This is a genomic window from Geobacillus sp. TFV-3 (assembly GCF_009901865.1).
GTDB classification, from domain to species: domain Bacteria; phylum Bacillota; class Bacilli; order Bacillales; family Anoxybacillaceae; genus Geobacillus; species Geobacillus thermoleovorans_A.
Genome location: NZ_MPSP01000001.1, coordinates 2,322,058 through 2,348,473, shown reverse-complemented (window position 1 = coordinate 2,348,473; position 26,416 = coordinate 2,322,058). Strand labels below are relative to the sequence as shown.

The 26,416-nt window shown below is 56.4% G+C and carries 26 protein-coding genes and 1 other annotated feature; all 26 genes read left to right on the top strand.

Annotation, left to right across the window (positions count from 1 at the left end; genetic code table 11):
• The first annotated feature begins 75 nt into the window (after positions 1-75).
• A complete protein-coding gene (ftsA, locus tag BJQ97_RS11805; protein ID WP_160157608.1) occupies positions 76-1,344 on the top strand; it encodes a cell division protein FtsA in 1,269 nt (422 codons plus the stop codon).
• Between the two features lie 27 nt (positions 1,345-1,371).
• Entirely contained in the window at positions 1,372-2,499 is a 1,128-nt protein-coding gene (gene ftsZ, locus BJQ97_RS11800) for a cell division protein FtsZ (protein ID WP_160156720.1), read from the top strand.
• Between the two features lie 379 nt (positions 2,500-2,878).
• Entirely contained in the window at positions 2,879-3,793 is a 915-nt protein-coding gene (gene spoIIGA, locus BJQ97_RS11795) for a sigma-E processing peptidase SpoIIGA (RefSeq protein WP_160156719.1), read from the top strand.
• A 52-nt stretch (positions 3,794-3,845) separates the two neighbouring features.
• Positions 3,846-4,565 (top strand): RNA polymerase sporulation sigma factor SigE, encoded by a 720-nt coding sequence (gene sigE, locus BJQ97_RS11790; protein WP_160156718.1) that lies wholly within the window; start codon positions 3,846-3,848, stop codon positions 4,563-4,565.
• A gap of 119 nt (positions 4,566-4,684) precedes the next feature.
• Positions 4,685-5,464 (top strand): RNA polymerase sporulation sigma factor SigG, encoded by a 780-nt coding sequence (gene sigG, locus BJQ97_RS11785; protein ID WP_081207029.1) that lies wholly within the window; start codon positions 4,685-4,687, stop codon positions 5,462-5,464.
• Between the two features lie 95 nt (positions 5,465-5,559).
• Complete coding sequence (locus tag BJQ97_RS11780; RefSeq protein ID WP_160156717.1) at positions 5,560-5,802, top strand: YlmC/YmxH family sporulation protein; 243 nt, start codon at positions 5,560-5,562, stop codon at positions 5,800-5,802.
• A 16-nt stretch (positions 5,803-5,818) separates the two neighbouring features.
• Positions 5,819-6,046: a hypothetical protein gene (locus BJQ97_RS11775; protein ID WP_236567249.1), complete on the top strand. Its 228-nt coding sequence runs from the start codon at positions 5,819-5,821 to the stop codon at positions 6,044-6,046.
• A gap of 5 nt (positions 6,047-6,051) precedes the next feature.
• Entirely contained in the window at positions 6,052-6,876 is an 825-nt protein-coding gene (pgeF, locus tag BJQ97_RS11770) for a peptidoglycan editing factor PgeF (protein WP_160156715.1), read from the top strand.
• Entirely contained in the window at positions 6,873-7,547 is a 675-nt protein-coding gene (locus BJQ97_RS11765) for a YggS family pyridoxal phosphate-dependent enzyme (protein ID WP_160156714.1), read from the top strand. Before pgeF ends, BJQ97_RS11765 begins: the two co-directional genes overlap by 4 nt.
• Before the next feature lie 13 nt (positions 7,548-7,560).
• Complete coding sequence (locus BJQ97_RS11760; protein ID WP_044731803.1) at positions 7,561-7,989, top strand: cell division protein SepF; 429 nt, start codon at positions 7,561-7,563, stop codon at positions 7,987-7,989.
• 3 nt (positions 7,990-7,992) lie between these two features.
• Entirely contained in the window at positions 7,993-8,265 is a 273-nt protein-coding gene (locus tag BJQ97_RS11755) for a YggT family protein (protein WP_160156713.1), read from the top strand.
• 123 nt (positions 8,266-8,388) lie between these two features.
• The gene (locus BJQ97_RS11750; protein WP_160156712.1) at positions 8,389-9,162 is read left to right on the top strand and encodes a YlmH family RNA-binding protein; all 774 of its coding nucleotides are present in this window, start codon (positions 8,389-8,391) and stop codon (positions 9,160-9,162) included.
• Positions 9,163-9,239: 77 nt separating this feature from the next.
• Positions 9,240-9,752, top strand: coding sequence for a DivIVA domain-containing protein (locus BJQ97_RS11745; RefSeq protein WP_156133417.1), 513 nt, complete (start codon positions 9,240-9,242; stop codon positions 9,750-9,752).
• A gap of 97 nt (positions 9,753-9,849) precedes the next feature.
• Positions 9,850-10,070 (top strand) — a binding site (T-box leader).
• A 52-nt stretch (positions 10,071-10,122) separates the two neighbouring features.
• Entirely contained in the window at positions 10,123-12,897 is a 2,775-nt protein-coding gene (ileS, locus tag BJQ97_RS11740) for an isoleucine--tRNA ligase (RefSeq protein WP_160156711.1), read from the top strand.
• Between the two features lie 84 nt (positions 12,898-12,981).
• Positions 12,982-13,473, top strand: coding sequence for a signal peptidase II (gene lspA / locus BJQ97_RS11735; RefSeq protein WP_080997780.1), 492 nt, complete (start codon positions 12,982-12,984; stop codon positions 13,471-13,473).
• Complete coding sequence (locus tag BJQ97_RS11730; protein ID WP_160156710.1) at positions 13,474-14,388, top strand: RluA family pseudouridine synthase; 915 nt, start codon at positions 13,474-13,476, stop codon at positions 14,386-14,388. It abuts the gene before it with no gap.
• 191 nt (positions 14,389-14,579) lie between these two features.
• Complete coding sequence (pyrR, locus tag BJQ97_RS11725) at positions 14,580-15,119, top strand: bifunctional pyr operon transcriptional regulator/uracil phosphoribosyltransferase PyrR (protein ID WP_044736169.1); 540 nt, start codon at positions 14,580-14,582, stop codon at positions 15,117-15,119.
• A gap of 155 nt (positions 15,120-15,274) precedes the next feature.
• The gene (locus BJQ97_RS11720; RefSeq protein ID WP_160156709.1) at positions 15,275-16,573 is read left to right on the top strand and encodes a solute carrier family 23 protein; all 1,299 of its coding nucleotides are present in this window, start codon (positions 15,275-15,277) and stop codon (positions 16,571-16,573) included.
• A gap of 162 nt (positions 16,574-16,735) precedes the next feature.
• Positions 16,736-17,662 carry an aspartate carbamoyltransferase catalytic subunit gene (locus BJQ97_RS11715; RefSeq protein ID WP_160156708.1) on the top strand — a complete coding sequence of 309 codons (927 nt, stop codon included), beginning with the start codon at positions 16,736-16,738 and terminating at the stop codon, positions 17,660-17,662.
• Entirely contained in the window at positions 17,625-18,911 is a 1,287-nt protein-coding gene (locus BJQ97_RS11710) for a dihydroorotase (RefSeq protein ID WP_160156707.1), read from the top strand. The genes BJQ97_RS11715 and BJQ97_RS11710 overlap by 38 nt, the downstream gene beginning before the upstream one ends.
• A gap of 1 nt (position 18,912) precedes the next feature.
• Positions 18,913-20,007, top strand: a complete 1,095-nt coding sequence (locus BJQ97_RS11705) for a carbamoyl phosphate synthase small subunit (RefSeq protein WP_160156706.1) — start codon at positions 18,913-18,915, stop codon at positions 20,005-20,007.
• Positions 20,000-23,197 (top strand): carbamoyl-phosphate synthase large subunit, encoded by a 3,198-nt coding sequence (gene carB, locus BJQ97_RS11700; protein WP_160156705.1) that lies wholly within the window; start codon positions 20,000-20,002, stop codon positions 23,195-23,197. The genes BJQ97_RS11705 and carB overlap by 8 nt, the downstream gene beginning before the upstream one ends.
• The gene (locus BJQ97_RS11695; RefSeq protein ID WP_160156704.1) at positions 23,194-23,967 is read left to right on the top strand and encodes a dihydroorotate dehydrogenase electron transfer subunit; all 774 of its coding nucleotides are present in this window, start codon (positions 23,194-23,196) and stop codon (positions 23,965-23,967) included. Before carB ends, BJQ97_RS11695 begins: the two co-directional genes overlap by 4 nt.
• Positions 23,964-24,905: a dihydroorotate dehydrogenase gene (locus tag BJQ97_RS11690; RefSeq protein ID WP_044731782.1), complete on the top strand. Its 942-nt coding sequence runs from the start codon at positions 23,964-23,966 to the stop codon at positions 24,903-24,905. Before BJQ97_RS11695 ends, BJQ97_RS11690 begins: the two co-directional genes overlap by 4 nt.
• Positions 24,877-25,596, top strand: a complete 720-nt coding sequence (gene pyrF, locus BJQ97_RS11685; protein ID WP_160156703.1) for an orotidine-5'-phosphate decarboxylase — start codon at positions 24,877-24,879, stop codon at positions 25,594-25,596. The genes BJQ97_RS11690 and pyrF overlap by 29 nt, the downstream gene beginning before the upstream one ends.
• The gene (gene pyrE, locus BJQ97_RS11680) at positions 25,593-26,216 is read left to right on the top strand and encodes an orotate phosphoribosyltransferase (protein WP_066232810.1); all 624 of its coding nucleotides are present in this window, start codon (positions 25,593-25,595) and stop codon (positions 26,214-26,216) included. The genes pyrF and pyrE overlap by 4 nt, the downstream gene beginning before the upstream one ends.
• Positions 26,217-26,416: the final 200 nt, after the last annotated feature.

Genomic DNA, 26,416 nt, shown 5'->3' with positions numbered 1-26,416 from the left:
CCGAAAAAGGAGGTGTCGCTGCTTACTGAAACGCCGGCCGACACCGGCGCGTTTTTAGTAGGCAGATGCCAAAAAATGAGCAGCAATGAGATCGTCGTTAGCCTGGATGTCGGAACATCGAGCGTGAAAGTCATCATCGGGGAAATGCTAGGCAGCTCCATCAACATTATCGGGGTGGGCAATGTCAAAGCGGAAGGGCTCAAAAAAGGAGCGATTGTTGATATAGATAAAACGGTGCAGTCGATCAGACGGGCCGTCGAGCAAGCGGAGCGGATGGTCGGTTTATCGATCCGCCGTGTGATCGTCGGGGTGGCCGGCAGCCATATTCAGCTCCATGACTGCCACGGCATTGTCGCCGTCGCGAGCGAAAACCGGGAAATCAGCGATGAAGATGTCGCCCGCGTCATCGATGCCGCGCAAGTCGTCTCCATCCCTCCCGATCGAGAAATCATCGGCGTCGTTCCGCGCCAGTTTATTGTCGACGGATTGGACGGCATTCATGATCCGCGCGGCATGCTCGGCGTCCGCTTGGAAATGGAAGGAACTATGGTGACTGGCGCGAAGACGATATTACATAATCTTCTTCGCTGTGTGGAGCGGGCAGGCTTGGAAATCAGCGACCTTTGTCTTCAGCCGCTGGCCGCCGGTTCGCTGGCGCTGTCCGATGACGAACGGCATTTGGGGGCGGCGCTCGTTGACCTGGGAGGCGGCTCGACCACGGTCGCTGTCTTTGAGCAAGGGACGTTGCAAGCTGTCTCTTCGCTTCCGGTCGGCGGGGAGCACATTACGAAAGACTTGGCCATCGGATTGCGGACGACAACGGATGATGCCGAAAAAATCAAACTGAAGCACGGACATGCATTTTACGACTACGCTTCAGAGGAAGAGGTGTTCAGTGTGCCGATCATGGGCACCGATCAACATCAGCAGTTCAGCCAGTTGGAGATCGCTGATATTATTGAGGCGAGACTGGAAGAAATTTTGCAAATGGTTCAGCAGGAAGTGCGTCGTCTCGGGTTTCGCGATCTTCCTGGCGGCTATGTGCTGACCGGCGGCGTCGCGAATATGCCAGGGTTGCTTGAGCTGGCCCACGTCGTTTTCGGGACGAGCGTCCGCATTGCCATGCCGGATTATATTGGTGTGCGCGATCCGCAGTATACGATCGGCGTTGGCTTGCTCAAGTTTGCCTACCGGCAGGCGCAGTTGCAAGGGAAAACGATCCCGGCTGCCGCTGCGGTGGAGCCGGTCGAGCGCCCCTCGCAAAAACAGCAGCCGAAACAGAAAAAGAAAGAAGACCATTTTGGGAAGAAGGTCAAGAAATTTTTCGGTTCTTTCTTTGAATAGAGATTGAAATTTTAGGAGGATTTGGCCATGTTGGAGTTTGAGACAACAGTCGATCAGTTGGCAACGATCAAGGTGATTGGAGTCGGGGGCGGCGGCAACAACGCCGTCAATCGGATGATTGAGCATGGGGTGCAAGGTGTAGAGTTTATTGCGGTCAATACGGATGCACAGGCGCTCAACTTGTCGAAAGCGCCGATCAAGCTGCAAATCGGGGCGAAGCTGACACGCGGCTTGGGTGCGGGAGCGAATCCAGAAGTTGGAAAAAAAGCGGCTGAGGAGAGCAAAGAGCAAATTGAAGAAGCGCTTCGCGGCGCTGATATGGTGTTTGTCACCGCTGGCATGGGCGGCGGCACGGGAACTGGCGCTGCCCCGGTCATCGCCCAAATTGCGCGCGAGTTAGGGGCGCTTACGGTCGGTGTTGTTACGCGACCGTTTACGTTTGAGGGGAGGAAGCGGGCGACGCAGGCCGCAAGCGGCATCGCCGCCATGAAAGAGGCGGTCGATACGCTCATCGTCATTCCGAACGACCGATTGCTTGAGATTGTTGACAAAAATACGCCGATGCTTGAGGCGTTCCGCGAAGCGGACAATGTGTTGCGCCAAGGGGTGCAAGGCATTTCCGATTTGATCGCCGTGCCGGGGTTGATCAACCTTGACTTCGCTGATGTGAAGACGATCATGTCGAATAAAGGCTCGGCATTGATGGGGATTGGCATCGCCAGCGGCGAAAACCGAGCGGCTGAGGCAGCAAAAAAAGCCATTTCCAGCCCGCTGTTGGAGACGTCGATCGACGGTGCGCAAGGGGTGCTCATGAATATCACTGGCGGCATGAACTTAAGTTTGTACGAAGTGCAAGAGGCTGCCGACATCGTCGCTTCGGCGGCTGACCAAGAAGTGAACATGATCTTCGGCTCCGTTATTAATGAGAACTTAAAGGACGAGATCATTGTGACGGTCATTGCGACCGGATTCAATGAAAACGTCGCTTCGCAGCCGCGCGCGCCGCGCATTGGCACCGTGCCGAAAGCGGCGCCGGCGCCAAAGCGCGAAAAGCGTGAAGAGCCGATGCAAGACTATGCAGCGCTCCGCTCGGGGCAAGCAGAAGATCCGCTTGACATTCCCGCTTTCTTGCGCAACCGCAACCGCCGCCGCTAGATGGCGAAACGAGGGTGTCCCAAAAGCAACGGGACACCCTTTCTTCATCACAAGATGCATGGCACGAACGTGCACGAAGCACTTTGGTGAAACGATATATTGTATCTCTCTTAAAGAAAGACGGTCTTTTGAGACAGCCTCGCTTTTCCGATTAGGACCAAAAACTTTCTTGCGTTGGACGCCTGCTCTTTCGCAGCCCAAGGGCGAAAAAGAGAAGGCAGGTTAGGCTTTCGTGCCGGCTGATTTGATCCGCCGTGGTTCCCCTTGTTTTGACAAAACATCCCCTTTTTCACCTCCACCGATTGACAGACTTTCCCCGAAGAGATGCTATATACTTGTGTCAGACAAAGCCGATGTGGGCGGGGGAGGGGCTTGACGGTTGGTCGTCTATCTCGATGTCATTTGGCTGTTGAATGTCTGTTTTGACGCGTTGCTTCTTTGGCTGACAGCGCTCATGCTCAAGCGGCCGATCGTTTGGTGGCGCCTGTTGGCCGGGGCGTTGATCGGTTCGCTGCTTGTCATATTGCTGTTTACCCCTTTTTCCGCCATCGCCCAGCACCCACTGATAAAAGTAGCCGTTTCCGTATTGATCGTGTGGGCCGCCTTCGGCTTTAAGCGCCCGCGCTATTTGCTTGAGAATATGCTGGCGTTTTACTTTGCCACGTTCGCCGTTGGCGGCGGCATGTTGGCGATTCATTACTTTTTCGCGCACCAACTGTCCATCCGCAAAGGAATGCTTCTCATGCATCATCCCGGGGCTGGCGATCCGGTCAGCTGGCTGTTTGTTGTCATCGGGTTTCCGGTTTTATGGCTTTTTTCCCGCCGAAGGGTGGAGGCGATTCGCGAAAAAAAACTGCGGTTTGAACATATCATTGAGGTCAAGATCGTATGGGACGGGCGGCCGCTTATGCTGCGCGGCTTGATTGACAGCGGCAACCAGCTCGTCGATCCGTTGACAAAAACGCCGGTGATGGTAGTCGAACAGGAAAAAGCGAAGGCCGTGCTTCCTGAAGAGTTATTGGGTTGCCTCAGCGCTCACATAATGCTGGCTTCCCCGCCGGAGCAGTGGGTCCATCGCCTTCGCCTCATTCCGTACCGCGCGGTCGGCAGCGGTCCACAAATGATGGCGGCGGTCAAGCCAGACAGCATTATGCTTCGGTATGAAAACGAATGGTTGGAAGTAGCGCAAGGGCTTGTGGCGCTAAGCGCTGATCCGCTGTCGGCGGATGGAGAGTACGACTGCATCGTCCATCCGAAAATGGTGCAGGCGGGAAGAAAGCTGACCGCTTCGTAGGTTTTGTTAGTATATCATACTCGCTTTTGATCCGTTTAGAAGGGGGATTTTCATGAAAAAGTGGAAACTTCGTTTCATGTACTGGGTGTATAAGCTTTTGGCCAAGCTCGGCTTGAAGGCGGATGAAATTTATTATATCGGAGGCAGCGAAGCGCTCCCGCCGCCGCTGACAAAAGAAGAAGAGGAGCAGCTGATCGCCAGGCTTGCCGCCGGCGATGACACGGCGAGATCGCTTTTGATCGAACGCAATTTGCGTCTTGTCGTCTACATTGCGCGCAAGTTTGAAAACACCGGCATTCACATTGAAGATTTAATTAGCATTGGAACGATCGGCCTTATTAAGGCCGTCAACACGTTCAACCCGGAGAAGAAGATCAAGCTGGCGACATACGCGTCGCGCTGCATTGAAAACGAAATTTTAATGTATTTGCGCCGCAACAACAAAGTGCGGGCGGAAGTGTCGTTTGATGAACCGCTCAATATCGACTGGGATGGCAACGAGCTGTTGCTTTCCGACGTGTTGGGCACGGAAGACGATGTGATTACGAAAGATTTGGAAGCGGATGTCGACCGGCGCTTGCTCTTAAACGCCTTGCGCCAGCTGAGCGACCGCGAGAAGCAAATTATGGAATTGCGTTTTGGCCTCTCCGGCGGCGAAGAAAAGACGCAAAAAGACGTCGCTGATTTGCTCGGCATTTCGCAATCGTACATATCGCGGCTCGAGAAGCGGATCATTAAACGGTTGCGCAAAGAATTCAATAAAATGATGTAGCGGGCGGCGGGAGCGAAATTCCGCCGCTTTTTCCTCGTCGGACGGGCTGTGCATATTTTTCCCTTCCAAGGAGATACTGAAAACTGACGACTTAGCATCTCCTGATGGGAGGGAACAACTTGACGAGGAACAAAGTCGAGATTTGCGGCGTAGACACTTCGAAGCTTCCCGTCCTCAAAAATGAGGAAATGCGTGAACTGTTTCAGCGGATGCATGAGGGGGATTTGGAGGCGAGAGAGAAATTAGTAAACGGCAACTTGCGCCTCGTGTTGAGCGTCATTCAGCGCTTCAACAACCGGGGCGAATTTGTCGATGATTTGTTTCAAGTTGGCTGCATCGGACTTATGAAATCGATTGATAATTTTGACCTCAATCAAAACGTGAAATTTTCCACTTACGCAGTGCCGATGATCATCGGCGAGATCCGCCGTTATTTGCGCGACAACAACCCGATCCGCGTTTCGCGTTCGTTGCGCGACATTGCCTACAAAGCGCTGCAAGTGCGAGAGCGGCTCATGAGCGAGACGGCGAAAGAACCGTCAACTGAGGAAATTGCCAAAGAACTCGGCGTCGCCCATGAGGAAGTGGTGTTTGCCCTCGATGCCATTCAAGATCCTGTTTCATTGTTTGAGCCGATTTACAACGATGGCGGCGACCCGATTTATGTGATGGACCAGCTGAGCGATGAGCGCAACCGCGACAGCCAATGGATCGAAGAAATCGCCTTGAAGGAAGGGCTTCGGCGGTTGAATGAGCGGGAAAAAATGATCATCCGCAAACGTTTTTTTCAAGGAAAGACGCAAATGGAAGTGGCCGAGGAAATCGGCATTTCCCAAGCGCAAGTGTCCAGGCTCGAAAAAGCGGCGATTCGGCAAATGAATAAAAACATCCAAGTGTGACAGGCTGCAGGCGCAGCCTTTTTCTTTGGCACATAACTGCTCATTTGTCGTCATATAGATGAAAAAGAGGGAGAGGAAAGGCGGGGAGAAAAACTGTGATGAGAATTTCCGAATTTCAGACGAAAGATGTCGTCAATGTAGCCAATGGGAAAAAGCTTGGCAATATTGGGGACATTGATATTGATTTAGATACTGGAAAAATCCGCTCACTCATTATTTTAGGCGCCGGAAAGATGCTCGGGCTGTTTGGGCGCGAAGAGGCGGTCGTCATTCCATGGCAGAACATCGTCAAAATCGGAGCCGATGTGATTTTAGTCCGCCTTCATGATTTAGATTAAACGGCTGGTGCAACGGTTGGCCCCGTCGCTTGCAACGCGGCAGGACGACGTTGCAGGCCTTTCCGCTTTTCGTGGGCAGATCGGCTCTGCCGCCAGCGCGGTTTTCGAGCGGCAATGGGGGCTGGACAATATTCGGCGACAATGTTTCGACAAAATCGCAAATAAAGGTTATCATGGACAAACAAACTATGATAAAATAGGAAAAAAAGTGATAAAAAACTACAAAAAGCAGCGTGAGGGTTGACGCGAATGCCAGACATTTTTCAACAGGAAGCCTGCGGCTGGCTCCGTTGCCAGGCGCCTCCGTTTGTTGGAGTCGTCGCTGGATTGACGACGAAACACGGCGGGGAGAGCAAAGGGCCGTTCGCCTCGCTCAATATGGGGTTGCATGTCGGCGACGATCGCATGGATGTCGTCAACAACCGCCGGCGCTTGGCACACTGGCTCTCATTCCCGCTTGAACGATGGGTATGTTGCCAACAAGTGCACGGCGCCGACATTCGAAAGGTGACGAAAAACGACCGGGGGAGCGGAGCGCAGGATTTCGCCACGGCGGTTCCGGGGGTCGACGGGTTGTATACGGATGAGGCGGGGGTATTGCTTGCGCTTTGTTTTGCTGACTGCGTGCCTGTCTATTTTATCGCGCCATCAGCCGATGTGGTCGGTCTTGTCCACGCTGGCTGGCGGGGGACGGCGGGCGGCATTGCCCGCAATATGGTGCAGATTTGGCAGGAGCGCGAACAAATTGCTCCGTCTGACATCTATGTGGCGATTGGACCGGCCATTGGCCCGTGCTGTTACACGGTCGATGACCGGGTGATCGATGGCTTGCGCCCGACGCTTCCTCCGGAAAGCCCGTTGCCATGGCGGGAAACAAGCCCAGGGCAATATGCGCTTGACTTAAAGGAAGCCAACCGGCTTCAGTTGCTCGCGGCTGGCGTTCCGAACAGCCATATTTATGTGTCGGAACGCTGTACAAGCTGTGAGGAAGCGTTGTTTTTTTCCCACCGCCGCGACCGCGGAACGACCGGAAGGATGTTGGCGTTCATTGGCCGAAGGGAGGAATGGACATGACGGTGCGCGACAACTTGGCGGCCATTCGCCGAGAAATCGAGGCGGCCTGCGCTCGCGTCGGCCGCGATCCGGCGGGCGTGCGCATCGTGGCGGTCACCAAATATGTGGATGCAAAGCGGGCGCTCGAGGTGCTTGACGCCGGCATTGCCGATCTCGGCGAAAACCGCTCTGACCAATTGATGGAAAAGCATGAACGGATCGGAAATCAAGCGACGTGGCATTTCATTGGGACGCTTCAGTCGCGCAAAGTCAAAGACATCATTGATAAAGTCGATTACATTCATTCGCTCGACCGCTTGTCGCTCGCGAAAGAAATCGAAAAGCGGGCGGCGCGGCGGGTGAAATGTTTTGTGCAGGTGAACGTCTCAGGAGAGGCGACCAAACACGGGCTCGCCCCCGAAGAAACGGTTCCGTTTATTGAACAACTTCACGCCTTTTCGCGCATCGAAGTCGTCGGATTGATGACGATGGCGCCGCACACCGACGACGAAGCGATATTGCGCGCTTGCTTTCGTCAATTGCGGATGCTGAAGGAACGTGTTCAGGCGCTGGGAATGGCCCATGCGCCATGCACCGAACTATCAATGGGCATGTCAAACGACTACACGATCGCCATCGAGGAAGGAGCGACGTTTGTGCGCATCGGCAGCGCGCTTGTCGGATCATTGTAGGAGGTGAAACGGGATGGGATTGATGAAAAAATTCCGCGATTATTTTTTAGAAGAAGACTACGAAGACTATGAGGAAGAATATGAAGCGCCGCAGCCGGAAGAGGAGGCGCCGCCGAAGACGGCAGGAAAGGCGAACGTCGTCAGCCTGCAAAGCGTGCAAAAATCGGCGAAAGTTGTGCTTGCTGAGCCGCGGGTGTATGCGGAGGCGCAGGAGATCGCGGACCATTTGAAAAGCCGGCGCGCGGTCATCGTCAATTTGCAGCGCATTCAGCATGAGCAGGCGAAGCGGATCGTCGACTTTTTAAGCGGCACCGTGTACGCCATTGGCGGCGACATTCAGCAAGTCGGCACAAAAATTTTTTTATGCACTCCGGAAAACGTCGACGTCAGCGGCTCGATTTCGCTCGACGGCGAGGATGACAGACCGATGAAGAGGTGGTAGCCGTTGGATTATGTACTCGCGTTTTTGACGACATTGATTCAAGTGTACTCGTATGCACTGATCATTTATATTTTAATGTCGTGGTTTCCCAATGCGCGCGAAACACGGTTCGGACAAATGCTTGCCGCCATTTGCGAACCGTATTTGGAGCCGTTTCGGCGCGTCATTCCGCCGCTTGGCATCATTGACGTCTCCCCAATCGTCGCGTTTATCGTTCTTGAATTCGCGACGAGAGGGCTTCACGCCTTGTTCGACATTCTTCAGTCGCAGTTTTAGCTTCGTTTTGCGCGCACGGCGCCGCCGCTCTCCGTTCCGGCAGGCAAAAAAGCGGAAGGACGGAACTCGCAGAAAGGAATCCGTTGTGGGTTCCTTTCTTCCATGAAAGCAAGGTGACGTCGAGTGGAGCTGTATCAGCATTTTCGCAAAGAGGAACATCCGTTCATTGATCAAGTGCTCGAGTGGAAGGAGATGGTGAGCCGTCAGTACGCTCCGAAGCTGACCGATTTTCTCGATCCGCGTGAGCAGCAAATCGTGCAAAGCATCGTCGGCGGCGCGGAAGATGTGCGCGCGTTCTTTTTCGGCGGCGCCCCGTTTGTCGAGCGGAAGCGGGCGTTTCTCGCTCCGCCGTATATCGAGCCGGAGGAAAGTGATTATCGCATCGCTCTGTTTGCTGTCCGCTATCCGGCGAAATTCGTTTCCCTTGAACATCGCGACGTGTTGGGGGCGCTCATGTCGCTTGGCTTGCGGCGCGGCAAGTTTGGCGATATTCTCGTTCAAGATGAAGAGATTCAATTTTTCGCCGCCGCTGAAGTCGCCGACTACGTCCGCCTGCATGTCGAAACGATCGGCAAAGCTCCGGTTGCGCTTGAGCCGTTGCCGTTGTCGGCAGCCATGCCGCTTGCCGAAACGTGGGAGGAAGGAACGGTCACGGTTTCTTCTCTAAGGCTCGATGCTGTGCTCGCTCAGGCATTTCGCCTTGGGCGCGAGAAAGCGCGTACGCTTGTTGAAAGCGGGCTTGTCAAAGTCAACTGGAAGGTGGTGGACAAGCCTGATTTTCTCTGCGAACCGGGTGATGTGCTGTCGGCGCGGGGCTTTGGCCGTTGCAAGCTGTTTTCGGTGGAAGGGCCGACGAAAAAAGAGCGCTGGCTCGTCCGGATCGGCCGACAAAAATAAACAAACGGCGGCAGGAAATCGGCAAACTGTGTCGAATAAAGTGAAGAAAAGGAATGATGGAGACGGAGGTGGCCGTTGTGCCGTTGACGCCATTAGATATTCACAACAAGGAATTCAGCCGCGGGTTTCGCGGGTACGATGAAGACGAAGTGAACGAGTTTCTCGATCAAGTCATTAAAGACTATGAAATGCTCATCCGTGAAAAAAAGCAGCTGGAAGAAAAAGTAGCCGAACTGACGGAAAAGCTGAACTACTTTGCGAACATTGAAGAGACGCTCAATAAGTCGATTCTTGTTGCTCAGGAAGCAGCGGAAGAAGTGAAGCGGAATGCGCAAAAGGAAGCGAAGCTGATCATTAAAGAGGCGGAAAAAAACGCCGAGCGCATCATCAGCGATGCATTGGCGAAATCGCGGAAAATCGCCCTCGAGATCGAGGAGCTGAAGCGGCAGTCGAAAGTGTTCCGCGCCCGTTTCCGCATGCTTGTCGAGGCGCAGCTTGATATGATCAACAGTCGCGACTGGGACGAGTTGATGGAGTATGAGACGCCCGATTTGGAAGAAGGGGCGAAAGAACCACTGTCTCATCCTTGACGAACCGAAGCCGTTTCGGTTATAATGATTGGCAAAAATCGCCGCACCAGCCGCCATGGGCGGCGGTTGGCTTTTTTCCGGATGGATCGCGAAACAGCCATCGACGATGAAAGGGACAGTAGCTCTTGTACGACCGGTCGCAGCGAGCCGGGGACGGTGGAAGCCTGGCATCGGTGCAAGAGTGAACATCACCCTGGAGTTCCATGCCGAACATCAAGTAGGCCATGGCGCGTCATTCCCGTTACGAATGAAAAGTGGGCTGTGCGTCGTTTGCATGGCCAAGAAGGGTGGTACCGCGAGACCGTTCTCGTCCCTTGCCGGGGGAGAACGGTTTTTTATTTGGAATCGATCGTTCGAAGGAGGAGCAAGGATGGATTACAAAGAAACGCTACTCATGCCGAAGACCGAGTTCCCGATGCGCGGCAATTTGCCGAAGCGGGAGCCGGAAATGCAAAAAAAATGGGAGGAAATGGACATTTATCGGAAAGTGCAGGAGCGGACGAAAGGGCGGCCGCTGTTTGTCCTGCATGACGGCCCGCCGTATGCCAACGGCGACATTCATATGGGCCATGCGCTGAACAAAATTTTAAAAGACATCATCGTCCGCTACAAATCCATGAGCGGCTATTGCGCGCCGTATGTGCCGGGCTGGGATACGCACGGTTTGCCGATCGAAACGGCGCTCACGAAACAAGGCGTCGACCGCAAATCGATGAGCGTCGCCGAGTTCCGCAAGCGGTGCGAGCAATACGCGTATGAACAAATCGACAACCAGCGCCGGCAGTTCAAGCGGCTCGGCGTGCGCGGCGACTGGGACAACCCGTACATTACGCTCAAGCCTGAGTATGAAGCCCAACAAATTAAAGTGTTTGGCGAAATGGCGAAAAAAGGGCTCATCTACAAAGGGTTGAAGCCGGTCTATTGGTCGCCGTCAAGCGAATCGGCGCTCGCCGAAGCGGAAATCGAATATAAAGACAAGCGCTCGCCGTCGATTTATGTCGCCTTCCCGGTGAAAGACGGCAAAGGCGTGCTTGAGGGGGACGAACGTATCGTCATTTGGACGACGACGCCGTGGACGATTCCGGCCAACTTGGCGATCGCCGTCCATCCGGAGTTGGACTACCATGTCGTCGAAGCTAACGGGCAAAAATACGTCGTCGCCGCTGCCCTTGTCGAGTCGGTGGCGAAAGAAGTCGGCTGGGACGCATGGTCGGTTGTGAAAACGATCAAAGGAACAGCGCTCGAGTATGTAGTGGCGAAACATCCGTTTTATGAGCGCGACTCGCTCGTCGTCTGCGGCGAACACGTCACGACCGACGCCGGCACGGGCTGCGTCCATACCGCGCCGGGGCATGGGGAAGACGACTTCCTTGTCGGACAAAAATATGGGCTTCCGGTTCTTTGCCCGGTCGATGAGCGCGGCTATATGACGAGCGAAGCGCCGGGGTTTGAAGGAATGTTTTACGAAGACGCCAACAAGGCGATTACACAGAAGCTTGAGGAAGCCGGCGCCTTGTTGAAGCTCGGCTTTATCACCCACTCGTATCCGCACGACTGGCGGACGAAACAGCCGACGATTTTCCGGGCGACGACGCAATGGTTTGCGTCGATCGATAAAATCCGGAACGAGCTGCTTCAAGCGATTAAAGAAACGAAATGGATTCCGGAATGGGGAGAAATCCGCATCCATAACATGGTGCGCGACCGCGGCGACTGGTGCATTTCCCGCCAACGGGCGTGGGGCGTGCCGATTCCGGTCTTTTACGGCGAAAACGGCGAACCGATCATCACCGATGAGACGATCGAGCATGTGTCGAACTTGTTCCGCCAATACGGATCAAACGTCTGGTTTGAGCGCGAGGCGAAAGACTTGCTGCCGGAAGGGTTCACTCATCCGTCAAGCCCGAACGGCCTCTTTACGAAAGAAACGGACATTATGGACGTCTGGTTTGACTCCGGTTCGTCGCACCAAGCCGTGTTGGTCGAACGCGACGATCTCGTGCGTCCGGCTGATTTGTACTTAGAGGGGTCTGACCAATACCGCGGCTGGTTCAACTCGTCGCTGTCCACCGCCGTTGCCGTCACCGGCAAAGCGCCGTATAAAGGCGTGTTGAGCCACGGCTTTGTGTTGGACGGCGAAGGGCGGAAAATGAGCAAATCGCTCGGCAACGTCGTCGTGCCAGCCAAAGTGATGGAACAGTTCGGCGCCGACATTTTGCGGCTTTGGGTCGCTTCGGTCGACTATCAAGCGGACGTGCGCATCTCCGATCATATTTTAAAACAAGTGTCGGAAGTGTACCGGAAAATCCGCAACACGTTCCGGTTTATGCTCGGCAACTTGTTTGATTTCGACCCGAACAAAAACGCGGTGCCGGTTGGGGAGCTTGGGGAAGTCGACCGCTATATGCTGGCGAAGTTGAACAAGCTGATCGTCAAGGTGAAAAAAGCGTATGACAGCTACGATTTCGCCGCTGTTTATCATGAGATGAACCATTTCTGCACCGTTGAGCTGAGCGCGTTTTACTTGGATATGGCGAAAGACATTTTGTACATCGAAGCAGCCGACTCGCGCGCCCGCCGTGCGGTGCAGACCGTATTGTATGAAACGGTCGTTGCATTGGCGAAGTTGATCGCGCCGATTTTGCCGCATACGGCTGATGAAGTGTGGGAGCACATTCCGAATCGCAGAGAACACGTGGAAAGCGTCCAGCTCACCGATATGCCGGAGCCGATCGCAATCGACGGCGAAGAAGCGCTGATGGCGAAATGGGATGCGTTTATGGACGTGCGCGATGACATTTTCAAAGCGCTCGAGAACGCCCGCAATGAAAAAGTGATCGGCAAATCGCTGACCGCGAGCGTCACGGTCTACCCGAAAGACGAGGCGCGGAAGCTGTTGGCGTCGCTTGATGCCGACTTGCGCCAGCTTCTCATTGTTTCCGCGTTTTCCGTTGCGGATGAACCGTATGACGCCGCGCCGGCCGAAGCCGAGCGGCTCGATCACGTGGCCGTCCTCGTCCGCCCGGCGGAAGGCGAGACGTGCGAGCGGTGCTGGACGGTGACGAAAGAAGTCGGCGCCGATCCGTCGCATCCAACGCTTTGCCCGCGCTGCGCACATATCGTGAATGAACATTATTCCGCGTAACGAAAAGCGGCAGGCTGCCTTGGGGCGGCCTTGCCGCTTCATTTGTTTGCCGTGGCGAATTATGCTACAATGCAAAAAGGATGAATGAGAAGGACAGGGGGACTTGGCACGGTGGCATACTATTGGATTGCGGCGGCGGTCGTCATCCTCGATCAATGGACGAAATGGCTTGTCGTCCGCTATATGCGGCTTGGGGAAAGCATCCCGATCATTGACAATGTGCTTTATATTACGTCGCACCGCAATCGCGGCGCGGCGTGGGGCATGCTCGAAGGGCAGTTTTGGCTCTTTTATTTGATTACGGTGATTGTCGTGGCGGCGATCGTGATCTACATCCGCCGCCTGAAGCCTTCCGAACGCCTGGCGGGCGTGGGGCTTGGGCTGATGCTCGGCGGGGCGATTGGGAATTTTCTCGACCGCGTCTTTCGCAAGGAAGTGGTCGATTTCATCCACGCGTACATCGGCACATACAGTTTTCCGGTGTTCAATGTCGCCGATTCGGCGCTGACGGTCGGCGTCATCTTGCTGTTTGTCCATATGTTTTTTTTCGCGACACCAGAGAAAGGGAATGAGTAGATGGACACGATCACGTTTCACATCGAAGACGAATATGACGGCGAACGAATTGATAAAGTGATCGCGGCGTTGAATGAGGAATGGTCGCGTTCGCAAGTGCAACAATGGATCAAAAACGGGCTTGTGACCGTGAACGGCCATACGGTGAAAGCGAACTACAAATGCGAAGCGGGCGACTCGGTCGTCGTCTCACCGCCGGAGCCTGAGCCGCTTCATGTCGAGCCGGAGCCGATTCCGCTTGACATTTACTATGAAGATGAAGATGTCCTTGTCGTCAACAAACCGCGCGGCATGGTCGTCCATCCGGCGCCCGGGCATATGCGCGGCACGCTTGTCAACGCGCTTCTCGCCCATTGCCGCGACTTGTCTGGGATCAACGGCGTGCTTCGCCCCGGCATTGTTCATCGGATTGACAAAGACACATCAGGACTATTGATGGTGGCGAAAAACGATGCCGCCCATCGCTCGCTTGTCGAGCAGCTTGTGAACAAAACGGTGACGCGCCGCTACAAGGCGATCGTCCACGGCGTTATTCCGCACGATTATGGCACGATCGATGCTCCAATCGGCCGCGACAAACGCGATCGAAAGAAAATGGCCGTCACCGAGGAAAACGGCAAGGAAGCGGTGACCCATTTCCGCGTGCTCGAGCGGTTTCGCCATTATACGTATGTGGAGTGCCAGCTGGAAACGGGGCGGACGCACCAAATTCGCGTCCATATGAAATACATCGGCTACCCGCTTGCCGGGGATCCGCAATACGGGCCGAAAAAAACGCTCGCAATCGACGGCCAGGCGCTTCACGCCGGCGTGCTTGGCTTCCATCATCCGCGCACCGGCGAGTATTTGGAATTTGAAGCGCCGTTGCCGCCGGAGTTTGCCGAATTGCTTGACTGGCTGCGAAAAAACGATTGACAAACGGAACCGCTCGCTTTACAATGAAACTAAGTGAACAGAACCTTTAAGTTCAGTCCTGTGAGGCTGAAAAGGGGTCGGATTCAACAAACAACATCGCGGCGCATGCCCGTTTGATGTCTGCGGCGATCAACCCGCCATCCCCCGCTTCACAGGCCGGGGATTTTTTTGTGCCAACGGAGGTGGCTCGCATGCAAAAAGCGGTCGTGATGGACGAACAGGCGATTCGCCGCGCTTTGACGCGCATCGCCCACGAAATCATCGAACGAAACAAAGGCATTGACGGCTGCGTGCTTGTCGGGATTAAAACGCGCGGCATTTACTTGGCGCGCCGCCTGGCGGAGCGGATCGAGCAAATTGAAGGAGCGTCCGTTCCCGTCGGCGAGCTTGACATCACCTTGTACCGCGACGATTTGACCGTGAAGACGGACGACCATGAACCGCTTGTGAAAGGAACGAATGTGCCGTTTCCGGTAACCGAGCGGAACGTCGTTTTGGTTGATGATGTGCTCTTCACCGGCCGGACGGTGCGGGCGGCGATGGATGCAGTGATGGATTTGGGCCGCCCGGCGCGCATCCAGCTTGCGGTGCTTGTCGACCGCGGCCATAGAGAACTCCCGATCCGCGCCGATTTTGTCGGCAAAAATGTGCCGACTTCCCGTTCGGAACTTATTGTCGTTGAGCTGACGGAAGTGGACGGCATCGATCAAGTCTCCATTCATGAAAAATAGCGAAGCACCCTTTTAAGCGCAGTCCCGTGAGGCTGCAAAAGGGGCGAAACCGTTTCGACTGTTTCTGCACCCTCTTTGCGCCTTCATGGGCAAAGAGGGTTTTTTGTGCACACTAGACAGTAAGTTCGCTCATTTGATCAAAGGAGTGACGAAAGATGAACAAACCGGTGTTGGACATTCAAGAACGCCCGACCGTTGGGCAATGGATCACATTAAGCCTTCAGCATTTATTCGCCATGTTTGGCGCGACGATTTTAGTGCCGTACTTAGTCGGGTTGGACCCGTCGATCGCCTTGCTCACAAGCGGGCTTGGAACGCTTGCGTTTTTGATCATTACGAAATGGCAAGTGCCCGCGTATCTTGGTTCGTCGTTCGCCTACATTGCGCCGATCATCGCGGCGAAAACGGCTGGCGGCCCGGGAGCGGCGATGATCGGCAGCTTTCTTGCGGGGTTGGTGTACGGGGTTGTCGCCCTCATCATTAAAAAAGCGGGCTACCGCTGGGTGATGAAGCTGCTGCCCCCGGTTGTGGTCGGCCCGGTCATCATCGTCATCGGCCTCGGCCTAGCCGGCACGGCGGTCGAGATGGCGATGAACGGCCCGGACGGCAAATACAGCCTGCTCCATTTCTCAGTGGCGCTCGTGACGCTCGCGGCAACGATCATTTGCTCTGTGCTGGCGCGCGGAATGTTGAGCCTCATTCCGGTGCTTGTCGGCATCGTGGTCGGTTACCTCTACGCGCTGGCCGTCGGGCTCGTCGATTTGTCGAAAGTGGCGGCGGCGAAATGGTTCGAATGGCCGGATTTCCTCATCCCGTTTGCCGACTATCCGGTGCGCGTCACGTGGGAGATCGTCATGCTCATGGTTCCGGTCGCCATCGTCACCTTGTCGGAGCATATCGGCCACCAGCTTGTGTTAAGCAAAGTCGTCGGCCGCGACCTTATTCAAAAGCCGGGATTGCATCGCTCGATTTTAGGGGACGGAACGGCGACGATGATTTCCGCCTTGCTCGGCGGCCCGCCGAAAACGACGTACGGGGAAAACATCGGCGTGCTGGCCATCACCCGGGTTTACAGCGTCTATGTGTTGGCCGGCGCGGCGGTGATCGCCATCGCTTTCGGCTTCGTCGGCAAAATCACGGCGCTGATCAGTTCGATTCCGACGCCGGTCATGGGCGGTGTGTCGATCTTGCTGTTTGGCATCATCGCCTCGTCCGGACTGCGCATGTTGATCGACAGCCGCGTCGATTTCGGCCAGACTCGCAATTTAGTCATCGCCTCGGTCATCTTGGTCATCGGCATCGGCGGCGCCGTGCTGAAAATCAGCGAGAGCTTCCAAATCACCGGGATGGCGCTCTCCGCGATTGTCGGCGTCCTCCTCAACTTGATGTTGCCGGGGCGTCCGCAAGCGGCGGAAAACCTATTTGAAGAAAACAGCAGCGACCATGTCGCCTAATCGAAAAGCACCTTTTAATTAAGTCCCGCGAGGCTTAAAAAGGTGTGAAAACAGGCGCATCCAGGGCCGGAGTCTACCCTCGGCCCCGCCGTGCGCCGACCGTCACACCTTGCCTCATCGGCAAGGTGTTTTTTTGTAAAAAAGGAAAAGGGAGCGAGACCGATGACCCATCTTCTCACGTTAAGCGAACTGCCGCTCGATGAAATCAACCGTTTGCTCGATGAAGCGGAAGCGTTCCGCAACGGGCGCATTTGGCGCCCGGCGGCCCCGATGTACGTCGCCAACTTGTTTTTCGAACCGAGCACGCGCACGAAATGCAGCTTCGAGATGGCGGAACGGAAACTTGGGCTTCATGTCATTCCGTTTGACCCGGAACGCTCGAGCGTGCAAAAAGGGGAGACACTGTATGACACCGTCCGCACACTTGAGGCAATCGGTGTCGATGCCGTTGTCATCCGCCATCACGAAGATGCTTATTTCGAAGCGCTCCGCCATGCGGTCGGCATCGCGATCATTAACGCTGGCGACGGCTGCGGACACCATCCGACCCAATCGCTTTTGGATTTATTGACGATCCGCCAAGAGTTTGGCGCCTTCACCGGCTTGACGGTGGCGATCATCGGCGACATCCGCCATAGCCGCGTCGCCCGCTCCAATGCGGAAGTGTTGACAAGGTTGGGGGCAAACGTCCTGTTTTCCGGACCGGCAGAGTGGAAAGATGAAACGAATCCGTATGGGACGTACGTCGAAGTGGATGAGGCCATCGCCCGCGCCGATGTCGTGATGTTGCTGCGCATCCAGCACGAGCGCCACGCTGAAGCGATGGGGTTGACGAAAGAAGAGTACCATTTGCGGTACGGGCTGACGCTCGAGCGGGCGCGGCGGATGAAACCGGGCGCCATCATCTTGCACCCGGCGCCGGTCAACCGCGGGGTCGAAATTGCGAGCGAACTTGTCGAAGCGAAGGCGTCGCGCATTTTTAAACAAATGGAAAACGGCGTTTATGTACGCATGGCCGTCTTAAAACGGGCAATGGAAGGGAGAATGAAACATGGCCGTCTGGTTGAAAAATGGCAGGTCGTTCAATGAAGATGGGGAATTGGTGCGGACACATATCAAAATCGAACGTGGGAATATTGCGGCGATCCGCTATGAACAGCCGCTAGAAGCGGATGGGGAGGACGTCATCGATGTTGCCGGCCGTCTCATCGTTCCTGGCTTGATTGACTTGCACGTCCATTTGCGCGAGCCGGGTGGTGAAGCGAAAGAAACGATCGAAACGGGCACGCTCGCCGCGGCGAAAGGCGGTTTTACGACGGTCGCCGCCATGCCGAACACGAACCCGGTGCCGGACCGAAAAGAGCAGATGGAATGGCTGCAAAAACGCATCCGCGAAACGGCGCACGTCAACGTGTTGCCGTATGCGGCGATCACGATTGGGCAAAAGGGAGAAGAGCTGACCGATTTTGCCGCGTTAAAAGAAGCCGGGGCGTTTGCCTTCACCGATGACGGCGTCGGCGTCCAATCGGCCGGAATGATGTATGAGGCGATGAAACGAGCCGCGGCGCTTGATATGGCGATCGTCGCCCATTGCGAGGACGACACGCTGAAAAACGGCGGAGCGGTGCATGACGGCGATTTCGCCCGCCGATATGGCCTCGCCGGCATTCCGTCTGTGTGCGAGGCGGTGCACATCGCCCGCGACGTCTTGCTCGCTGAAGCAACCGGCTGCCATTATCACGTCTGCCACATCAGCACGAAAGAGTCGGTGCGCGTCGTCCGCGACGCGAAGCGGGCCGGCATCCGCGTCACCGCCGAAGTGACGCCGCATCATCTGCTCTTGTGCGACGAAGACATTCCGGGTTTGGATGCGAACTATAAAATGAACCCGCCGCTGCGCAGCCGTGAGGATCGCGAAGCGCTCATGGAAGGGCTGCTCGACGGCACGATCGATTTTATCGCCACGGATCATGCGCCGCATACAGCCGCGGAAAAAGCGAAAGGCATCGAGGCGGCGCCGTTTGGCATCGTTGGGTTGGAGACCGCGTTTCCGCTCTTGTATACGCATTTTGTCAAAACTGGCGTGTTTACATTAGAGCAGCTCGTCGATTGGCTGACGATCAAGCCGGCGCAATGTTTCGGCCTCAATGCCGGGCGGCTTGCCGTCGGCGCGCCGGCTGATATTGCGGTCATTGATTTGGAAGCAGAAGAAGCGATTGACCCGGAGACGTTTGCGTCCAAAGGAAAAAATACACCGTTTGCCGGCTGGGCGTGCCAAGGCTGGCCGGTGATGACGTTCGTCGGCGGAACACTCGTATGGGAGAAAGGAAGGGCGTAACATGAAACGGCAGCTTATTTTGGAAGATGGTTCGTTTTTTGTCGGGGACGCGTTTGGCAGCTTGAAAGAGACGACCGGGGAAGTCGTCTTTAACACTGGCATGACCGGCTACCAAGAAATTTTGACTGACCCGTCGTATTGCGGGCAAATCGTGACGATGACGTATCCGTTGATCGGCAACTACGGCATCAACCGCGACGACTTTGAGGCGATTCGCCCGTATGTGCACGGATTCATCGTCAAAGAAGCGTGCGTGACGCCGTCTAACTGGCGCGGGGAGCTGACGTTGGATGAGTATTTGAAAGAAAAAGACATTCCGGGCCTTTCCGGCATCGATACGCGCAAATTGACGCGCATCATTCGCCAGCACGGGACGTTAAAAGGGATGATCTGTGGGCTAAATGTCGATCCGGCGGAAGCGGCGGCCAAGCTGCGGGCGATGGAGTGGCCGCGCGACCAAGTGCGGCGCGTCTCGACGAAAAGCGCCTACCCGAGCCCGGGGCGCGGCGAGCGCATCGTGTTGATTGATTTCGGGATGAAACATGGGATTTTGCGCGAATTGAACAAGCGAAATTGTGATGTCATCGTCTTGCCGTACAACGCCACCGCCGAAGACGTGCTCAGCTGGCATCCGGACGGAGTCATGCTCTCAAATGGACCCGGCGACCCGAAAGACGTGCCGGAAGCGATCGAGATGATCCGGGGAATCCTTGGCAAAGCGCCGCTCTTTGGCATCTGCCTCGGCCATCAGCTGTTCGCCTTGGCGTGCGGCGCGAATACGGAGAAAATGAAATTCGGCCATCGCGGCTCGAACCATCCGGTGAAAGATTTGCGCACCGGCAAAGTCGCCATTACGTCGCAAAACCACGGCTATACGGTCACCCATGAATCGCTTTCCGGCACCCGCCTTGAGGTGACGCATGTCGCTTTGAATGACGGCACCGTGGAAGGGCTTCGCCATCGCGATGTCCCAGCGTTTACGGTGCAATACCATCCGGAAGCCTCACCGGGGCCGGAAGATGCGAATCCGCTGTTTGACGAGTTTTTGGCGCTCATCCGCGAGTTCAACAAGAAAGGGGAAGTCATCCATGCCTAAACGCCGCGACATTGAAACGATTTTAGTCATCGGCTCGGGGCCGATCGTCATCGGCCAGGCGGCCGAGTTCGACTACGCGGGAACGCAAGCGTGCCTCGCTCTAAAAGAAGAAGGATACAAAGTCATTCTTGTGAACTCGAATCCGGCGACGATCATGACCGATACGGAAATCGCCGATAAAGTGTATATGGAGCCGTTGACGCTCGACTTTGTCGCCCGCATTATCCGCAAAGAGCGGCCGGACGCGATTTTGCCGACGCTTGGCGGCCAGACCGGCCTCAACTTGGCGGTGGAACTGGCGAAAGCCGGGGTGCTCCAGGAGTGCGGCGTCGAAATTCTCGGCACGAAGCTTGAAGCGATCGAAAAAGCGGAAGACCGCGAACAGTTCCGCGCCCTCATGAACGAGCTTGGCGAGCCGGTGCCGGAAAGCGCGATTATTCACAGCTTGGAAGAGGCATACGCATTTGTCGAACAAATCGGCTATCCGGTCATCGTCCGCCCGGCGTTCACGCTCGGCGGCACGGGCGGCGGCATTTGCACGAACGAAGAAGAATTGATGGAAATCGTCTCGACCGGCTTGAAGATGAGCCCGGTGCACCAATGCCTGCTTGAGCGGAGCATCGCCGGCTACAAGGAGATTGAATACGAAGTGATGCGCGACACCAACGACAACGCCATCGTCGTCTGCAACATGGAAAACATCGACCCGGTCGGCATTCATACGGGTGACTCGATCGTCGTCGCCCCGAGCCAGACGTTAAGCGACCGCGAATACCAGCTGTTGCGCAACGCATCCTTGAAAATCATCCGCGCCCTTGGCATCGAAGGCGGCTGCAACGTCCAGCTCGCGCTTGACCCGGACAGCTTCCGCTATTACGTCATTGAAGTGAACCCGCGCGTCAGCCGCTCATCGGCGCTGGCGTCAAAAGCGACGGGGTATCCGATCGCGAAACTGGCGGCGAAAATCGCCGTCGGGCTGACGCTTGACGAAATGATCAACCCGGTCACCGGGAAAACGTACGCCTGCTTCGAGCCAGCGCTCGATTATGTCGTGACGAAAATTCCGCGCTTTCCGTTTGACAAATTTGAATCGGCGAACCGCCGCCTTGGCACGCAAATGAAAGCGACCGGCGAAGTGATGGCGATCGGCCGGACGTTCGAAGAATCGCTGTTAAAAGCAGTCCGTTCGCTTGAGATCGGTGTTCATCATCTCGAATTGAATGAGGCGAAAACGGCTGCCGACGACGTGCTCGAAAAGCGGATCTGCAAGGCGGGCGACGAGCGTCTCTTTTACATCGCCGAGGCGCTCCGCCGCGGGGTGACGGTTGAGACGCTGCATGAATGGAGCCAAATCGACCGCTTTTTCCTGCATAAGATTCAAAACATTATTGAGATGGAAACGGTCTTGAAAAACCACCCGGGCGACCTTGACGTGTTAACGAAAGCGAAAGCGCTTGGGTTCTCGGATGCGGCCGTGGCGGCGCTATGGGGGCAAACGGAGCGCGATATTTACGCGCTGCGCCGCCAACAAGGCATCATGCCGGTGTACAAAATGGTCGATACGTGTGCGGCCGAATTCACGTCGGAAACGCCATACTACTATAGCACGTACGAAGAAGAAAACGAATCAATCGTCACGAAGAAACCGAGCGTGGTCGTTCTTGGCTCCGGCCCGATCCGCATCGGCCAAGGGATCGAATTTGACTATGCGACCGTCCATTGCGTCTGGGCCATTAAGCAGGCCGGCTATGAGGCGATCATCATCAACAACAATCCGGAAACAGTCTCGACCGACTTCAGCACGTCGGACAAACTGTATTTCGAACCGTTGACCGCCGAAGATGTGATGCATGTCATCGATCTCGAGCAGCCGGTCGGCGTCATCGTCCAATTCGGAGGTCAGACGGCGATCAACTTGGCGGCGGAACTCGAGGCGCGCGGCGTCCGTTTGCTTGGGACGACGCTTGAGGATTTGGATCGCGCCGAAGACCGCGATAAATTTGAACAGGCGCTCTCGGAACTCGGCATTCCGAAGCCAGCCGGCAAAACGGCCGTTTCGGTCGAAGAAGCGGTCGCCATCGCTGAGGAGATCGGCTATCCGGTGCTCGTCCGCCCTTCGTACGTGCTCGGCGGCCGGGCGATGGAAATTGTGTACAATCGCGGCGAGCTGCTTCATTACATGGAACACGCCGTGCGCGTCAATCCGCAGCACCCGGTGCTTGTCGACCGCTACATCACCGGCAAGGAAGTCGAAGTCGACGCCATCGCTGACGGCGAGACGGTCGTCATCCCCGGGATCATGGAACATATCGAACGGGCCGGCGTCCATTCCGGCGACTCGATCGCCGTCTACCCGCCCCAGACATTAAGCGCGGAAGTGATCGACAAGATCGCGGATTACACGATCCGGGTGGCGCGCGGGCTGCGCATCGTCGGACTGTTGAACATTCAGTTTGTCGTCTCGGGAAGCGACGTCTACGTCTTGGAAGTGAACCCACGCTCAAGCCGCACGGTGCCGTTTTTAAGCAAAATCACCGGCGTGCCGATGGCGAATCTCGCCACGAAAGCCATTTTAGGGACGAAGCTCGCCGAGATGGGCTATGAGACGGGCGTCTGCCCGGTGCGCCCTGGCGTGTACGTGAAAGTGCCGGTGTTCTCGTTTGCGAAATTGCGCAACGTCGACATTTCGCTCGGCCCGGAAATGAAGTCGACCGGCGAAGTGATCGGCAAGGACCTGACGTTTGAAAAAGCGCTCTATAAGGGGCTTGTCGCCTCGGGCATCCATATCCAGCCGCACGGTGCGGTGATGTTGACGGTGGCTGACAAAGATAAAGAAGAAGCGGTCGAGCTGGCCCGCCGCTTTGCCGACATCGGCTACCAGCTGTTGGCGACGAACGGCACGGCGGAAACGTTGAAAGCCGCCGGCATTCCGGTGACGGTTGTCAATAAAATTCACTCAGCATCGCCGAACATTTTGGATGTCATCCGCCAAGGGAAGGCGCAAGTCGTCATCAACACGCTGACGAAAGGGAAGCAGCCGGAAAGCGACGGCTTCCGCATCCGCCGCGAAGCGGTCGAAAACGGCATCCCGTGCTTGACGTCGCTCGATACGGCCCGGGCGATGCTGCAAGTGCTCGAATCGATGACGTTCTCGACAACGGCGATGACGGAAGGACTGGTGCGCTCATGATCGGCCGCGAACGAATGACGGTCGCAAGCCAGCGGTTGATCGCCGAGCGGACGTATGAATTGACGCTTTCAGGACGCCTTGTGCAAGAGATGAAGCAACCGGGCCAGTTCGTCCATGTGAAAGCGGCCGCATCCGCCGATCCGCTCCTGCGCCGCCCGCTCAGCCTTTGCCATATCGACCACAAGCAGGGGCAATGCACGATCATTTACCGCCAGGAAGGGAAAGGCACGGCGCTTCTTACGCAAAAACAGCCGGGCGATGTGGTCGATGTGCTCGGCCCGCTCGGCAACGGCTTTCCGCTCGAGGCCGCGCCGGCGGGCGGCCGGGCGCTGCTAGTCGGCGGCGGCATCGGCGTCCCGCCGCTCTATGAACTGGCAAAACAGCTCACGAAGCGCGGCGTTGAAGTGGTGAGCGTGCTCGGGTTTCAAACGAAAGCGGCGGTCTTTTACGAACAAGAATTCGCCTCGTTCGGCGAGACGTATGTCGCCACCGATGACGGTTCGTACGGAACAGCAGGGCGCGTCACCGATGTGATCGAAGCGCGCTCGCTCGAGTTTGACGTCTTATACGCCTGCGGCCCGAAACCGATGTTGAAGGCGCTTGAGGAGCGATTCCGACACCGGCCGGTGTACTTGTCGCTGGAAGAGCGGATGGGCTGCGGGGTCGGAGCGTGTTTCGCCTGCGTCTGCCATGTGCCGGGAAGCGAGACGGCGTATAAAAAAGTATGCAGCGACGGCCCGGTGTTTCGGGCCGGGGAGGTGGTGCTATGAATCGGCTTGCCGTTGAACTGCCGGGTCTTTCGCTCAAAAACCCGATCATGCCGGCGTCCGGCTGTTTCGGGTTTGGCCGCGAGTACGCCAAATTTTATGATTTAAGCGTGTTAGGCGCCATTATGATCAAAGCGACGACAAAAGAGCCGCGCTTTGGCAACCCGACGCCGCGGGTGGCAGAAACGCCGGCTGGGATGTTAAACGCCATCGGCCTGCAAAACCCCGGCCTTGACAAAGTGCTCGCAGAAGAACTGCCGTGGCTTGAACAGTTTGACGTGCCGATCATCGCCAACATCGCCGGCTCGACGGTGGAAGAGTACGTCGAGGTAGCCGAAGCGATTTCCAAAGCGCCCAACGTCCATGCGTTAGAGCTCAACATTTCGTGCCCGAACGTGAAAAAAGGCGGCATTGCGTTCGGCACGGTGCCGGACGTGGCCGCTGAACTGACGCGGCTTGTCAAAGAAGTGTCCGCCGTGCCGGTCTATGTGAAGCTGTCGCCGAACGTCGCCGACATCGTGGCGATGGCGAAAGCGATTGAACAAGCGGGCGCCGATGGGTTGACGATGATCAACACGCTCGTTGGCATGCGCATTGACATCAAAACAGGCCGGCCGATTTTGGCCAACGGCACCGGCGGCTTATCCGGCCCAGCGGTCAAGCCGATCGCCATTCGCATGATTTATGAGGTGAGCCAAGCGGTGTCGATTCCGATCATCGGCATGGGCGGCATTCAAACGGCAGAAGACGTGCTCGAGTTTTTCTACGCCGGCGCGAGCGCGGTTGCGGTCGGAACGGCCAACTTCGTCGATCCGTTCGTCTGCCCGACGATCATCGCCGAACTGCCGGCGCTGTTGGATGGACTCGGAATTGGCCGCATTTCCGAATGCATAGGGAGGAGCTGGAAGACCGGTGCACACGCCGTTCATTGTCGCGCTTGATTTTCCGTCGAAGCGAGAAGTCGAAGCCTTTTTGCGGCCGTTTGCCGGAACGCCGCTGTTTGTCAAAGTCGGCATGGAGCTGTACTATCAGGAAGGGCCAGGCATTGTCGCGTTTTTAAAAGAACAAGAACATGCCGTCTTTTTAGACTTAAAACTGCATGATATCCCCAATACCGTGAAAAAGGCCATGAAAGGGCTCGCCCGCGTCGGCGCCGATTTGGTGAACGTCCACGCCGCCGGCGGCCGGCGCATGATGGAAGCCGCCCTGGAAGGGCTTGACGCCGGCACGCCAAGCGGCATGAGGAGGCCGCTCTGCATCGCCGTCACCCAGCTGACGAGCACGGACGAGCGGATGGTGCGGGACGAGCTGTGGATTTCCCGCCCGCTTGCGGACACGGTCGCCCATTACGCCGCCTTGGCGAAAGAGAGCGGGCTTGACGGCGTTGTCTGCTCGGCGAAAGAAGCGGCGCTCATTAAAGAACGGTGCGGCGCTTCGTTTCTCGCTGTCACCCCGGGCATCCGCTTTGCCGATGATGCGGCGCACGACCAGGTGCGCGTCGTCACCCCGGGGCTCGCCCGCGAGCTCGGCGCCGACTACATCGTCGTCGGCCGCAGCATCACCCGCGCCGCCGATCCGCTTGAAGCGTACAACCGCTTGCAACACGAATGGAACGGAGGAGAGAGAGAATGAAACACGACATCGCCGCCAAATTGCTTGAAATCGGGGCGGTCGCCCTGCAGCCGAACGAACCGTTTACATGGTCCTCGGGCTTGAAATCGCCCATTTATTGCGACAACCGCCTGACGCTCGCTTACCCCGACGTGCGCCGCACGATCGCCGACGGCCTCGCGGAGCTCATCCGCACCCATTTCCCCGAAGCGGACCTCATCGCCGGCACAGCGACCGCCGGCATCCCGCACGCCGCCTGGGTGAGCGAACGGCTTGATCTGCCGATGTGCTACGTCCGCAGCCAAGCAAAAGCGCACGGCAAGGGGAAACAAATCGAAGGAAAAGCCGAACCGGGCCAGCGCGTTGTCGTCATCGAAGATTTGATCTCGACGGGCGGCAGCTCGCTTACGGCCGTCCGCGCCTTGAAAGAGGCCGGCTGCGACGTGCTTGGCGTCGCCGCCATTTTCACGTATGGGCTCGAAAAAGCGAAACAGGCGTTTGCCGAAGCGAATTTGCCTGCCTACACCCTCACCGACTACAACACGCTCATCGAAACGGCCGTCCGCCTTGGCGCCGTCAGCGAACATGATCTGGCGACATTGCGAAAATGGCGGGAGAATCCAGAGGAGTGGGGGGACTAAAAGCAGGGAAAGAGAAGCGTGGACCACGAAACGGTCCGCGCTTTAGTCATGGACATGGATCAAGCGGGGAGATGCCTCACTCGTCATCAGCTTCATTCCATGGGGGAAAAACGGAGTGTGACAGCGCCTAGTGTCGTCAACATTTCGTGGGCTTTCTGAAAAAAATCATCAAAAACATTCATGAGCAAGTTTCGCTCACC